The following is a 14,950-nucleotide window of genomic DNA, read 5'->3' on the forward strand; positions in this document are numbered from 1 at the left end:
ATAAAAGGTAGTCTTTTTAGAATGAGAGACTATTTCATCTTTTATAGAAAGAACACACACGCAATCCAACCAAATAGGATCAATGGGATGTTAATGAAAATAAATGTCGGAACACAGGTATCCCAAATATGATGATGTTGTCCATCTACATTTAATCCTGCAGTTGGACCTAGTGTAGAATCTGAAGCTGGAGAACCTGCATCACCTAAAGCACCTGCTGTACCTATTAAACAAAGAATCGCTAAAGGGCTCATGCCTAACCCTTGAGCAAGAGGGACAAATAGCGTTGCAATAATAGGCACCGTTGCAAAGGAAGAACCAATCCCCATTGTCACAACTAACCCTATGACTAACATGATGAATACAGCTAGACTTCTATTTCCTTTTAGAATGGTTATAGCGCTTGTAATTAAGCTATCAACATGACCTGTAGCATTAATAACCGCTGCAAAACCATTTGCTGCAATCATGACAAAGCCAATAAAGGCCATCATCTTCATCCCTTCAGAAAGAATATCATCAGCCTCTTTCCATTTAAGTGCACCTGTAAAATACATGATCATGATACCTGCAAACGAACCTACAATCATCGAATCTGTTAATACTTGGGCACATAATGATACAACTAACGCAAGAGCTGTGGAAAACATCACATATTTGCTGACGTTAACATTTAAAGCTTCAGTCTCTATATCATTACGCTTATAATACCTTGGCTTACGATAAACAACAAAGGCGATAATCAATCCTATGAGCATACCTAACAAAGGTATTGCCATTGCTACAGGTACATCACGTGAAGATACTTCCATCCCTGCCTCTGTTACTTGTGTAGCAACGATATCTTGAAAAATTGCTCCAAAACCAGCAGGTACAAAGCTATAAGTACCAATCAAGCCCACGGCAATTAAGGTTGCCACTAAACGTCGATCGACCTCCAACATATTTAAAATTTTTAAAATTGGAGGAATTAATAGTGGAATGAAGGCAATATGAATGGGTATGAGATTTTGAGATAATATAGACATCATGAAAATAAGGAAAAAAATTAAAACCTTCACTAACCCTTTTCGATTACTTTCACCATTTAAAATGTTTAACATTCCGGTAATCATTAATTCAGGTATTCCTGTTTTGGCAATGGCGATGGCAAAGCCACCAAGTAGACCATAACTTAACGCTATGGTTGCGCCTGCCCCTAGCCCTTCTGTAAATGATTCAACTGTTGCCTCAATGCTCATTCCACTTGTAAGGCCACCTACAAAGGCTCCCACCACTAAGGAAAGAACAACATTGATGCGAAGCAAACTTAATATTAACATCACGGCTATCGCCACAATTACTGCATTCATTCTTACACTCACTTTCGTACACTAAATTACTAACATGTTAAACTTTATTGTTCTGATAATTGAAAGTCAAGGATTTTCACAATTCAAATCAACAAAAAACAGTATGATATACAATTAATCACACTGCTTTTGAGTTTTTACCTATTAACTTGTTACAATGATGCTCGAATAACTTTTTTATAATACCCTACCGAAAGAATGGCAAAGATCGTATACAACGCTATATAACAGCACATCGCGATCCACAAGGGTGCCGTTAACTCTGTACCAAATAAAAACCATCCTGATTTAACAGCAAAATAGCTATGCAATAATCCAATAACTAAAGGAACACCGAAATTAAAGGCTTGCTTCATATAAATGCCCCTCATGATATCTCTTTCTGCAAAACCAATCTTTCTGAGGATTGTATAGGAACCACGTTCTTCTTCTGCCTCAGACATTTGCTTAAAGTACAAAATGCTACCAGTAGTCATTAAGAATGCTAATCCCAAAAATGCTGTTGTAAAGATCGTAAGGCCTAATGATTCAATATTGTCTTTACGTTTCCCTTCATAAGAAGATTGAGTATATTGCTGTGTTGTACCCTCATTATCTTTAGCTGTAATAACCCCAGCATTTGTCTGTAAGTATAACTTCTCTGCCACCCCTAAGTCTTCTTTTGATTTTATTGTAATCGACGTTTGTTGATGCCAAGGATAATGCTCTGATTGCGTAGTTAGACTTTTAAACATGTCATCAGTCACAACAAAGATAGGTCCGCCACCCCCAGCTGTTATAACACCACTTATAATACTATTATCGTGAACATCTACAACATGAAAAGTTTCTTCAAGCTCTCCTGCAGATACCACTACATCACGATCTTTTTCTAATGGAAACATCTCTGCCATATACCCACCATAGTTTGTTAATATAACATCATTGCCTGATAACGAGGCTTCAGGAACAGCCTGCTGGTAATCGGAAAGTGGAATGGTATAGATTGTTCCTTCCATATCATATAAAGGATTATCCTGCTGTTTTTTAGACATTAATTGACCTACAGAGGCTGTTACTCCTTGCAAACGATAATCTACCTTATCATACGCAATGTTATTTTTCTCTAACTCCTTTAAGAATGTCATTCCCTGCTCTTCTAGCAATATGAAATCACCAGGTACTTGGCTATATGCGGATGCCTCTGAAGAATAGTAGGCGATATAGGATAATGTCGTCACACCTAGAGATATACCTGTTAATACAGTTATAAGTGTTAATGACTTTGCGTTGCTCTTCATGCGATGCATAATGGGTGTTAACGCTAATACATCCTTGATAGATAGATGCCCTTTTTTCTTTAAGCGAATAGTATTCATAATAAATGCTACAGAGAAACGAAAGACAAGGAATGTTCCACCTATTGTAGTAGCCAAAATGATAATCATATTGATAAATAAGTTACCAGCCGATTCAATATCAAACAGTTTTGTTGAAGCATAATAGCCATAAACAATTAGAACTAGCCCCATAAAGCCAGTCACCATTTGTAATGCACTAAAACGTCTCACACGCTCGTCTGCTTGTTTAGCTGCGCTAAATAATGATAACAATGATACGTGATGGATCATCCAAGCCATTTGTACAAGCACTATGATCAAAAGAATGGCAAATACAATCATAGACTGCTGTAATGCCTGCATACTAAATGTCATAGTTACAAGAGCTTCTTTTTCAAGTACACGTAATAAGATCATTGCAAACACACGTGAACTAAAGAAACCAGTGAGCATCCCTACAATAACAGCTCCAACAAATAATAGAATGTTTTCAATGGCTAATAACCGCACAATCAGCCCCTTAGTCATACCAATCAATTGGTACAAACCAATTTCCTTACTACGACGCTTCATAAATAAGTGATTGGCATACAGGACGAAGAACAAAACGATAAAATATAGAATATACGTTGCTGCTTTAAATCCGGCAGTAGCCGTTCCACTCATTTGAACAGCATCCCATACCTCAGAATTATTTTGTAATGTTACAAAGGAAAAATATAAAGTAACACTAAAAATAAGTGCAAAGAAATATAAATAGTAGTGCTTCATATTTTTCTTCATACTTCTTAACACTAACTTACTAAGACTCATAACCATCACCGCCTAGCACACTTTGCGTATGCATGATTTCATGGAAAAATGCCTGTCTTGTCTTATCGCCCTTATAAAGCTCACTATAAATAAGGCCGTCCTTTAAAAATAGAACACGTGTACAGAAACTTGCAGCTACTGCATCATGTGTAACCATCATTATTGTAGCTTCTTTTGTTTCATTGATGTTTTGGAGATTTTGGAGCAAAGCAGTGGCTGATTTAGAGTCTAATGCGCCAGTTGGCTCATCTGCAAATACCAATGAAGGATTCGTAATAAGCGCACGTGCTGCAGATGTACGTTGTTTTTGCCCACCGGATATTTCATTGGGATATTTATTTAAAATTTCTGTTATACCCAGTAAGGATGTTAATTCCTTTACACGACTTTCGGCAACTGCTTTAGGCAGCTTACTGATAGCTAACGGAAGAAGAATATTTTCCTTTACGGTTAATGTATCTAATAAATTATAATCTTGAAATATGAAGCCTAACTGCTCTCGACGAAAATTTGCCAAAGCCTTTTCCTTCATTCCACGTAAATTATGACCGTTTATTTCAATAACACCTTCTGTTGCAAAGTCGATTGAGCATAAGACATTTAAAAGTGTTGTTTTACCCGAGCCAGAAGGTCCCATAATACCTACAAATTCACCTTTAACCACTTCTAAATCAATGCCCTTTAAAACTTCTTGAGCTGTTGACTTCTTTCCATAGACTTTTTTTATTTTACGACCAATTAACACTGTCACTTATAAACGCCCCTTTCTATAAACCAAGTGTACTCTGTCGTATCTATTAATTCGCGCGTTTTACATGACAATATAAAAAGGTAGGTGACAATTTCGTCATCTACCTGTTAGTTTGACATATTCATTTTGTAAGGGGAAACGTAGCGTAAATAATGAGCCCTCTCCAACATTCGATTGAACATAAATACGAATACCCATTTTTTGCGCCACATTATAAGCTAGATAAAGACCCATACCTGTAGATTGCATGGATTCTCTCCCTGCATTACCTGTATATGTTTTTTGAAAAATCCTCGGTAAATCCTCAGAGGGTATACCAATACCTACATCTTTTATATGTAATAGTGTCGCTCCTGTTGGATCCAGTTCAGTAAAAATTGTTACCTCAGAATTTGTTGGACTATACTTTATGGCATTCGAGAGAATTTGTCGGATAATAAAGGCCAGCCACTTACCATCTGTTATAACCTTGTCTGTGAAACCCTCCACTTCAAAACCAATACCTTTTTCTATACACCAGGCTTGCATAGCTCTAATCTCTTTATAAACAATTGGTTTCAGCTCAATCTCACTTAAATAATTGTCCTTTTCAATAGAAGTAAATCTCGTTCGATGCAGCTGTTGATCAACCAAAAGATGTAGTCTCAGCCATTCATTCTCTAATTTTCGTCGTGTTGATAAATCCTCAACATGTTCTAACATTAAATTAATGGTCGTTAAAGGTCCTTTTACTTCATGAACCCATGCTAGCAACTCATCTGAATACTCTTGTAGCTGCACTTTTACTTGATTTAATTCCAGGTTCTTTTCATAAAAGACATCTTCAATTTTTCGAAAGCACACTTCTTGAAAAGGTGATAAGGATAAACTACTTTTATGAGCATCATCAAGATGGCTATCCATATTTCCCAGGAAATCATTTAATTTCCCAACTTCAAGAAAAAAACGCCAGAAGAAAAAGAGCGTAAAACTAACAAGTAAGCTAACATTTACATACCAAATTGAAATACCATTTAAACCAAAATCTAAAGAAAATAGCACGTTTAGCAGGACCATAATAAATACAAAAAACCCTATCCATGAAAACCGTTCTCTTATAAATAGTAATAACAATTTCATTCACGTCCCTTGAGTTACTGCCATATATCCAAGTCCCTTTTTTGTTTGTATCACTTCATGTAGGCCAATATCCTCTAACTTTGCACGTAAACGGTTGACATTCACTGACAATGTATTATCGTTTACAAAACGTTCGTCATCCCACAGTTTTCTCATTAATTCATCCCTTGAAACAATATGATTAGCCTGTTCCACTAAAATTCGTAATATGAAGAGCTCATTTTTAGTTAAGGACGCAATCGCTCCATCATACATAATCTCACTTCTTGCATAATCTATAACAGCATTGTTAAAACGTGTAACATCCATTTTGGCTTCAACATAGTCATATGTTCTTCGTAAAATAGCCTGTGCTTTAGCTAGTAACACTTCCATATGAAAGGGCTTTTGTATAAAATCATCTGCCCCCATTTGCATTGCCATTACCATATCCATTGGATGATCTCGGGAGGATAGAAAAAGGATTGGTACTTTGGATAGATGACGAATTTCTCGACACCAATGAAAGCCATCGTAGGCAGGCAACTGAATATCGATTAGTACAAGGTGTGGCTTCTCTTCTATAAAATCATCCATCACCTTTTGAAAATTTTTAGGCCCAACAACAAGTAATGACCACTGTGCAAAACGTTCTTGAATCATACTAAAAATTGATGGATCATCTTCAATCAGTAAAATTTTCATCTCCATATTCAAATTCCTTTCTTTTTAAATATTTACCCTAGATGACATGCAAATTATTATGTATTCATACACTAAATAAAACCTTACAACTTCTTTATTTTAACATAAAAAACCAATCTGTAAGCGTCCCTACAGATTGGTTTGAAAATTAGCAAAAGCTAAAATTATTTTTGGATAGAAGCAACTACGCCAGCGCCTACAGTACGGCCACCCTCACGGATAGAGAATTTAGTACCTTCTTCAAGAGCGATTGGAGCGATAAGTTCAACTGTCATTTCGATGTTATCACCAGGCATTACCATTTCAACGCCTTCTGGTAAGTTACAGATACCTGTTACGTCAGTTGTACGGAAGTAGAACTGAGGACGGTAGTTAGAGAAGAATGGAGTATGACGGCCACCCTCTTCTTTTGATAAAACATAAACTTCAGCTTTGAAGTTAGTGTGTGGAGTAATAGAACCTGGTTTAGCTAATACTTGACCACGTTGGATTTCTTCACGAGCTACACCACGAAGTAAAGCACCGATGTTGTCACCAGCTTCAGCATAGTCTAATAATTTACGGAACATTTCTACACCAGTTACAGTAGTAGATTTAGCTTCTTCAGCGATACCGATGATTTCAATTACGTCACCAACTTTAACTTGACCACGTTCAACACGGCCAGTTGCAACTGTACCACGACCAGTAATAGAGAATACGTCCTCTACTGGCATCATGAATGGTTTGTCAGTTTGACGTTCTGGAGTTGGGATGTAAGAATCTACAGCGTCCATTAATTCAACGATTTTTTCTTCCCATTCTGGTTCACCTTCAAGAGCTTTAAGAGCAGAACCTTTGATTACAGGAATATCGTCACCTGGGAAGTCATATTCAGATAGTAGATCACGGATTTCCATTTCTACTAATTCTAATAATTCTTCGTCATCAACCATATCACATTTGTTCATGAATACTACTAAGTATGGAACACCTACTTGACGAGATAAAAGGATGTGTTCACGAGTTTGTGGCATTGGGCCATCAGCAGCAGATACTACTAAGATACCGCCGTCCATTTGTGCAGCACCAGTGATCATGTTTTTAACATAGTCAGCGTGTCCTGGGCAGTCAACGTGTGCATAGTGACGAGTTTCTGTTTCATATTCTACGTGAGATGTATTGATTGTGATACCACGCTCTTTTTCTTCAGGAGCGTTATCGATGTCAGCGTATGATTTAGCTGTACCACCCATTTTTTTAGAAAGAACTGTAGCGATTGCAGCAGTTAAAGTAGTTTTACCATGGTCAACGTGTCCGATTGTACCAATGTTAGCATGCGTTTTAGAACGGTCAAATTTTTCTTTAGCCATTAGAGATTGCCTCCTCAAAATTATATGTTTTATTTTTTGAAATTTATAGAATGAATGCTGATAGAGAACGGGCCCATCCCCTATCCTGCAATCATAGCTTACAAATTAGTTATACTTTATGCAAGATGAAAATTCAATTATTCACCTTTATTTTTTTTGATGATTTCAGCAGCAATTGATTTTGGTACTTCTTCATAATGATCGAATGTCATTGAGAATACACCACGACCTTGCGTTGCAGAACGAAGAGTCGTTGCATAACCAAACATTTCTGCTAAAGGAACCATAGAACGAACAACTTGTGAGTTACCGCGAGCATCCATACCCTCAACGCGTCCACGACGAGAAGTAATGTTACCCATGATATCACCAAGGTATTCTTCTGGAATTACAACTTCTACTTTCATCATTGGTTCTAAGATAACAGCGTCACATTGTTTCGAAGCTTCTTTAAGAGCCATAGATGCAGCAATTTTGAACGCCATCTCATTCGAGTCAACGTCATGGTAAGAACCGAATACTAATTTCGCTTTAATGTCGATTAGAGGGTAACCAGCTACTACACCGCGGTCAAGAGAGTCACGAAGACCTGCTTCAACTGCAGGGATGTATTCACGAGGTATTACACCACCAACGATAGCGTTTTCGAATTCAAAGCCTTTACCTTCTTCATTTGGAGAGAATTCAATCGTTACGTCTCCGTATTGTCCACGACCACCAGATTGGCGAGTGAATTTACCTTGAACTTTTGCAGAGCCACGGAATGTTTCACGGTAAGATACCATTGGAGCACCTACGTTAGCTTCTACTTTAAATTCACGGCGCATACGGTCAACTAAGATATCAAGGTGAAGTTCACCCATACCTGAGATGATTGTTTGACCAGTTTCTGTGTCAGTATGTGCACGGAAAGTTGGATCCTCTTCTTGAAGTTTTTGTAAAGCTTGACCCATTTTATCTTGGTCAGCTTTAGATTTTGGTTCTACAGAAAGAGAAATTACTGGCTCAGGGAACTCCATTGATTCAAGAATAACTAGGTTTTTCTCGTCACAAAGAGTATCACCAGTAGTAGTATCTTTAAGACCTACTGCTGCTGCGATGTCCCCAGCAAATACTTTAGAAATCTCTTCACGAGAGTTAGCGTGCATTTGTAGGATACGACCTACACGCTCACGTTTACCTTTAGAAGAGTTTTGTACGTATGAACCTGAATCTAATGTTCCAGAGTACACACGGAAGAAAGTTAATTTACCTACGAATGGGTCAGTCATAACTTTGAATGCAAGAGCTGAGAATGGCTCCTCATCAGAAGAATGACGTTCTAACTCTTCGTCACCATCAACAGAAGTACCTTTGATTGCTGGTACATCAACTGGAGATGGTAAGTAATCGATAACGGCATTTAACATTGGACGTACGCCTTTGTGTTTGAATGCTGTACCACAGATTACTGGGTAGAATTCTACTGCGATCGTAGCACGACGGATTGCCGCTTTAAGTTCTGCAACAGAAATTTCTTCGCCTTCTAAATATTTTTCCATGATTTCTTCATCAACACTTGCAACAGCATCGATTAATTTTTCACGGTATTCTTCAGCTTGTGCACGGTGTTCTTCAGGGATTTCTCCTTCAGTTACTGCCGTACCTTTTTCGTCGCCATAGAAAGTAGCTTTCATTTCAACTAAGTCGATGATAGCAGAGAACTCATCTTCAGCTCCGATAGGTAATTGGACAGGGTGAGCGTTTGCTTGTAAACGATCGTGTAGTGTTCCTACAGAATATAAGAAGTCTGCTCCTGTTTTATCCATTTTATTAATGAATACAATACGTGGAACACCATAAGTTGTAGCTTGACGCCATACAGTTTCAGTTTGAGGCTCAACACCAGATTGAGCATCTAGTACTGTAACAGCACCGTCAAGTACGCGTAATGAACGTTCTACTTCTACAGTGAAGTCTACGTGTCCAGGCGTATCGATGATGTTTACACGATGGCCTGCCCATTGGGCTGTTGTTGCTGCAGAAGTGATTGTAATACCACGTTCTTGCTCTTGCTCCATCCAGTCCATTTGAGAAGCGCCTTCATGAGTTTCACCGATTTTGTGAATCTTACCAGTGTAATAAAGGATACGCTCAGTTGTTGTTGTTTTACCAGCATCAATGTGAGCCATGATCCCAATATTACGAGTATTCTCAAGTGAGAATTCGCGTTTCATAGGAAATTTCTCCTTCCATATTGGGGTAAAGACTGTATAAGAGACCTTGTGCTAGCCAATTAGCTAACACATAGGTTAAATTACCAGCGGTAGTGAGCGAATGCTTTGTTCGCTTCTGCCATTTTGTGCATATCTTCACGTTTCTTAACTGATGCACCAGTGTTGTTAGAAGCATCAAGAATTTCGTTAGCTAAACGTTCTTCCATAGTTTTTTCACCACGAAGACGAGAATAGTTAACTAGGTAACGAAGACCTAAAGTTGTACGACGTTCTGGACGTACTTCAACCGGTACTTGGTAGTTAGAACCACCAACACGGCGAGCGCGCACTTCAAGAACTGGCATTACGTTATTTAGGGCAGATTCGAATACTTCAATTGGATTTTCACCAGAACGTTCTTTAACAATTTCGAACGCACCGTATAAAATCTTTTGAGAAGTACCTCTTTTACCATCAACCATCATTTTATTGATTAAACGAGTTACTAGTTTTGAACTATAAATTGGATCTGGTAACACGTCACGTTTGGAAACAGGACCTTTACGAGGCATGTGTTTTCCTCCTTTCGAATAATTATCGATTTTTTTATATGTTGGCCTTATCTTATTTGTCAATCAAATATCAAATCTGCTAGCAAGATTCGATATTTGCGACAATTAGTATGAGGCATATTAAATAACGAGATTTAACGTTAAATTATTTTTTTTCTTTAGGGCGTTTTGTTCCGTATTTAGAACGTGATTGTAAACGACCGTTTACACCAGCTGTATCAAGAGCTCCACGTACGATATGGTAACGAACACCCGCTAAGTCTTTTACGCGTCCGCCACGGATAAGAACAACACTGTGCTCTTGTAAGTTGTGGCCTTCACCTGGGATATAAGCTGTAACCTCAATTTGGTTAGTTAAACGTACACGAGCGTATTTACGTAACGCTGAGTTTGGTTTACGAGGTGTCATTGTACCAACACGAGTACAAACACCGCGTTTTTGTGGAGATTTAACATCAGTTAAAGATTTTTTAAATGAGTTATATCCTTTGTTTAACGCTGGTGATTTTGATTTCGTGATTTTAGATTGACGAGGCTTACGTACTAATTGGTTAATTGTAGGCATCGGTATTTCCTCCCTTCATTTATTCCTTGTTAATACCACACATCCAGGTGGTTCATTTTTTGGGTAAAAACAAAGTCTTTGTGTTTAATACACAAAAACTACTCTCCAGTAATCGCAACTACCGCAGCTCCAACGTGGATTCCACAGGCCTTGCCCAGTTCCTTTTTGGACTCAACAAGAATAACTGGTATACCGATTTCTCTCGCGAAAGATATGGCCAAATCGGTTACCCAATCGTCTGCATCAAGTGCCACAAGGAGTTCTTTCACTGAACCGGCTCGCATTGCTTTTACTGCTTGCTTTGTACCTATGATTGTTTGACTAGCCCTTACTTTATCATAAGACATTTTCATATCCTCCGAAGTACAGACAGTTAACTATCAACCTTCAATATATTATCATTACCATTTTATACTGTCAACTAATATCTTTAAAAAGTCCGAAGAGATGGTGAAATTCCATCTCTTCGGCCCCATTTTTTCTATTCAGCAGAAACGATTTCTGAGTCAAGCTCATCTTTTTCGATGCGGATTTGACGGTAACGTTGCATACCAGTACCTGCAGGAACAAGTTTACCGATAATTACGTTCTCTTTTAATCCAAGAAGCTCGTCACGTTTACCCTTAATTGCTGCATCTGTTAACACACGAGTTGTTTCTTGGAATGATGCTGCAGATAAGAATGATTCTGTTTCAAGAGAAGCTTTTGTAATACCCAGGATAACAGGTCGACAAGTTGCAGGATTTTTGCCATTCATAACAGCATCTGCATTCGCCTCTGCAAATTGGTGGATATCTAGTAATGAACCTGGTAATAAATCTGTATCTCCAGCTTCGATTACACGGACTTTACGAAGCATTTGGCGAACCATTACCTCGATATGTTTATCTCCAATTTCTACCCCTTGCATACGGTATACTTTTTGAACTTCTTTTAATAAATATTCTTGAACAGTTGAAACGTCTTTGACTTTTAACAATTGTTTTGGATCGATAGAACCCTCTGTTAACACTTGACCACGCTCTACATTATCACCTTCGATAACTTTTAGACGTGCATTATAAGGTGCTTGATATTTACGAGTTTCTACGTCACCTTGAATAGTAATTTCTTTTAAGCCTTCACGGATTTCAGTAATATCTGAAACAGTACCTGCGATTTCTGAAATAACAGATTGACCTTTTGGATTACGTGCTTCAAAGATTTCTTGGATACGTGGAAGACCTTGTGTAATATCATCTCCGGCAACCCCACCTGTATGGAATGTACGCATTGTTAATTGTGTACCTGGTTCACCGATTGATTGAGCTGCAATAATACCAACTGCCTCTCCTACCTCAACCTCTTCACCTGTTGCTAAGTTCATGCCGTAACATTTTTTACATACGCCATGTTTTGTATTACATGTAAATGCTGAACGGATTGTCACTTCATCGATACCAGCTTCTATAATTGCACGAGCTACATCTTGGTCGATTAAACCATCTTTGTTTAGAATCACTTCACCAGTTTCAGGGTGTACGATTGTTTTCTTCGTATGACGACCAACAATACGCTCATCTAGAGCCTCGATTAGTTCAGTGCCTTCCATTAATGCACCAATTGTTAAACCACGGTCAGTACCACAGTCATCTTCACGCACAATAACATCCTGTGCAACGTCAACAAGACGACGTGTTAAGTAACCTGAATCGGCAGTTTTTAGAGCTGTATCGGCAAGACCTTTACGAGCACCGTGAGTTGAGATGAAGTACTCTAATACTGTTAAACCTTCACGGAATGAAGATTTAATTGGTAGTTCGATAATACGACCAGCCGGGTTGGCCATCAGACCACGCATACCAGCTAACTGTGTAAAGTTAGATGCGTTACCACGGGCACCTGAATCAGACATCATGAAGATTGGGTTTGTTTTCTCAAGTGACTTCATCAGTTTAGATTGAATTTCATCTTTCGCAGCACTCCAGCTAGAGATAACACGATCGTAACGCTCTTCCTCTGTAATGAAACCACGACGGAATTGCGCTTGAACTTTATCTACTTTTTCTTGAGCAACTGCTAAAATTTCACCTTTGTCAGGTAAGACCACGATGTCAGATACACCTACAGTAATACCAGCACGTGTTGAATATTTGAACCCTAGGTTTTTCATGCGGTCAAGCATTTTAGATGTTTCAGTAATGTGGAAACGTTTAAATACTTCAGCAATGATATTTCCTAAGAATTTTTTACGGAATGGATTTACAACTGGTGCAGATTCAAAATGTTTGTGCAATACAGCCGTACGTTGTGCATCAATTTTCCCTTTTTCATCAAGGTTGTTATAAGCACTATCTGACTCAAGCACTTTCAGCGTTTCTTCATCAATTGTTAAATTCACAAAGTATTTTTCTGGTGTTACTTGCTCTAAGTTAAAATCAGTCGGCTCATTGATGTAAGGGAATGATTCTGGCAAGATTTCGTTAAAGATTACTTTACCAACAGTCGTTAATAGGAACATGTTATTTTGTTCCTCTGTGAATGTTGGGTTATTTAACGAACCAGCTTTAATAGCAATACGTGTATGCAAATGTACGTTACCTGTATCATATGCGATTAAAACCTCGTTTGGCCCGTAGAAAATTGTGCCTTCTCCACGTGCATCTTCACGTTCAAGTGTTAAGTAATAGTTTCCTAATACCATATCTTGAGAAGGTGTCACAACTGGTTTACCATCTTTTGGATTCAGGATGTTTTGTGCAGCAAGCATTAGAAGACGAGCTTCTGCTTGAGCTTCTGCTGATAATGGTACGTGAACCGCCATTTGGTCACCATCGAAGTCAGCGTTATATGCTGTACATACTAATGGGTGGAGGCGAATAGCACGACCTTCAACTAGTGTTGGCTCAAACGCTTGAATACCAAGGCGGTGAAGCGTTGGTGCACGATTTAGTAATACTGGATGCTCACGAATAACATCTTCTAAAACGTCCCATACGTCGTTGTTTAAACGTTCGATTTTACGCTTAGCAGATTTAATGTTATGAGCAAGGCCACGTTCTACTAATTCTTTCATGACGAATGGCTTGAATAGCTCAATAGCCATTTCTTTTGGTAAACCACATTGGTACATTTTTAAGTTTGGACCTACTACGATAACGGAACGGCCAGAATAGTCAACACGTTTACCAAGTAGATTTTGACGGAAACGACCTTGTTTACCTTTCAACATATGTGAAAGTGATTTTAGTGGACGGTTACCAGGACCTGTTACAGGACGTCCGCGACGACCATTATCAATTAATGCGTCAACAGCTTCTTGTAACATACGTTTTTCATTTTGTACGATGATGCTTGGAGCACCTAAATCTAATAAACGTTTTAAACGGTTATTACGGTTAATTACACGACGGTATAAATCGTTTAAATCTGAAGTTGCAAAACGACCACCATCTAATTGCACCATTGGACGAAGTTCTGGCGGAATAACAGGTAGTACATCCAGAATCATCCATTCAGGTGAGTTACCTGAATTACGGAAAGATTCAACAACTTCTAGACGTTTGATAGCACGCGTACGTCTTTGACCTTGTGCAGATTTTAACTCTTCTTTTAAAGAATATGTTTCATCTTCTAGGTCAATTTTGCCTAATAATTTTTTGATTGCTTCTGCACCCATTGCAGCTTCGAATGTATTTCCGAACTTTTCACGGTACGCACGGTACTCTTTTTCAGAAAGTAATTGTTTACTTTCTAAATTCGTAGCTCCAGCATCAATCACAACGTATGAAGCGAAATAAATAACTTCTTCAAGTGCACGAGGTGACATATCTAAAATTAGACCCATACGGCTAGGAATACCTTTGAAGTACCAGATATGAGAAACTGGTGCAGCTAATTCGATATGACCCATACGTTCACGACGAACTTTAGCACGCGTTACTTCAACGCCACAGCGGTCACAAACTACGCCTTTATAACGCACACGTTTATATTTACCACAATGACATTCCCAATCCTTAGTTGGACCAAAAATACGCTCACAGAATAAACCATCTTTTTCTGGTTTTAAAGTACGGTAGTTAATTGTTTCAGGTTTTTTAACCTCACCATATGACCAAGAGCGAATCTTGTCAGGGGATGCTAAACCAATTTTCATATATTCAAATTCATTAACGTCTATCAAGGAGCCTACCTCCCTCTAGTATAGGTCTTTATAAAGACTCTTTACGCAGCTCGATAATCGTTT

Annotated in this window: 11 protein-coding genes; all 11 read right to left on the reverse strand. The window is 38.3% G+C overall.

The genetic code is table 11. The features are described from left to right. Positions 1-41 precede the first annotated feature (41 nt). A complete protein-coding gene (locus tag AO843_RS05435) occupies positions 42-1,352 on the reverse strand; it encodes a Na+/H+ antiporter family protein (RefSeq protein WP_054610130.1) in 1,311 nt (436 codons plus the stop codon). 152 nt (positions 1,353-1,504) lie between these two features. Beyond that, on the reverse strand, positions 1,505-3,484 hold the full coding sequence (locus tag AO843_RS05440; protein ID WP_054610131.1) for an FtsX-like permease family protein: 1,980 nt from the start codon (positions 3,482-3,484) through the stop codon (positions 1,505-1,507). After that, complete coding sequence (locus AO843_RS05445; RefSeq protein WP_054610132.1) at positions 3,474-4,235, reverse strand: ABC transporter ATP-binding protein; 762 nt, start codon at positions 4,233-4,235, stop codon at positions 3,474-3,476. Before AO843_RS05445 ends, AO843_RS05440 begins: the two co-directional genes overlap by 11 nt. Positions 4,236-4,331: 96 nt before the next feature. Continuing rightward, the gene (locus tag AO843_RS05450; protein WP_231630079.1) at positions 4,332-5,354 is read right to left on the reverse strand and encodes a sensor histidine kinase; all 1,023 of its coding nucleotides are present in this window, start codon (positions 5,352-5,354) and stop codon (positions 4,332-4,334) included. Continuing rightward, positions 5,355-6,038: a response regulator transcription factor gene (locus AO843_RS05455; protein WP_054610273.1), complete on the reverse strand. Its 684-nt coding sequence runs from the start codon at positions 6,036-6,038 to the stop codon at positions 5,355-5,357. 164 nt (positions 6,039-6,202) lie between these two features. After that, positions 6,203-7,390, reverse strand: coding sequence for an elongation factor Tu (tuf, locus tag AO843_RS05460; RefSeq protein ID WP_036123706.1), 1,188 nt, complete (start codon positions 7,388-7,390; stop codon positions 6,203-6,205). Between the two features lie 137 nt (positions 7,391-7,527). Next, positions 7,528-9,606: an elongation factor G gene (fusA, locus tag AO843_RS05465; protein ID WP_054610133.1), complete on the reverse strand. Its 2,079-nt coding sequence runs from the start codon at positions 9,604-9,606 to the stop codon at positions 7,528-7,530. An 80-nt stretch (positions 9,607-9,686) separates the two neighbouring features. Further along, positions 9,687-10,157, reverse strand: a complete 471-nt coding sequence (rpsG, locus tag AO843_RS05470) for a 30S ribosomal protein S7 (RefSeq protein ID WP_054610134.1) — start codon at positions 10,155-10,157, stop codon at positions 9,687-9,689. Between the two features lie 145 nt (positions 10,158-10,302). Continuing rightward, positions 10,303-10,722, reverse strand: coding sequence for a 30S ribosomal protein S12 (rpsL, locus tag AO843_RS05475; protein ID WP_010860613.1), 420 nt, complete (start codon positions 10,720-10,722; stop codon positions 10,303-10,305). Positions 10,723-10,820: 98 nt separating this feature from the next. Continuing rightward, a complete protein-coding gene (locus AO843_RS05480) occupies positions 10,821-11,069 on the reverse strand; it encodes a ribosomal L7Ae/L30e/S12e/Gadd45 family protein (RefSeq protein ID WP_054610135.1) in 249 nt (82 codons plus the stop codon). 134 nt (positions 11,070-11,203) lie between these two features. Next, a complete protein-coding gene (gene rpoC / locus AO843_RS05485; protein WP_054610136.1) occupies positions 11,204-14,887 on the reverse strand; it encodes a DNA-directed RNA polymerase subunit beta' in 3,684 nt (1,227 codons plus the stop codon). Between the last annotated feature and the right edge of the window lie 63 nt (positions 14,888-14,950).

This window comes from Lysinibacillus sp. ZYM-1, from assembly GCF_001308875.1.
Taxonomy (GTDB): Bacteria; Bacillota; Bacilli; order Bacillales_A; family Planococcaceae; genus Lysinibacillus.

Coding starts and splice junctions, on each gene's coding strand:
- rpsG (WP_054610134.1), bottom strand. CDS start 10,157: ATGCCTCGTAAAGGTCCTGTTTCCAAACGTGACGTGTTACCAGATCCA.
- AO843_RS05455 (WP_054610273.1), bottom strand. CDS start 6,038: ATGAAAATTTTACTGATTGAAGATGATCCATCAATTTTTAGTATGATT.
- AO843_RS05480 (WP_054610135.1), bottom strand. CDS start 11,069: ATGTCTTATGATAAAGTAAGGGCTAGTCAAACAATCATAGGTACAAAG.
- AO843_RS05450 (WP_231630079.1), bottom strand. CDS start 5,354: ATGAAATTGTTATTACTATTTATAAGAGAACGGTTTTCATGGATAGGG.
- fusA (WP_054610133.1), bottom strand. CDS start 9,606: ATGAAACGCGAATTCTCACTTGAGAATACTCGTAATATTGGGATCATG.
- AO843_RS05440 (WP_054610131.1), bottom strand. CDS start 3,484: ATGAGTCTTAGTAAGTTAGTGTTAAGAAGTATGAAGAAAAATATGAAG.
- tuf (WP_036123706.1), bottom strand. CDS start 7,390: ATGGCTAAAGAAAAATTTGACCGTTCTAAAACGCATGCTAACATTGGT.
- AO843_RS05435 (WP_054610130.1), bottom strand. CDS start 1,352: ATGAATGCAGTAATTGTGGCGATAGCCGTGATGTTAATATTAAGTTTG.
- rpsL (WP_010860613.1), bottom strand. CDS start 10,722: ATGCCTACAATTAACCAATTAGTACGTAAGCCTCGTCAATCTAAAATC.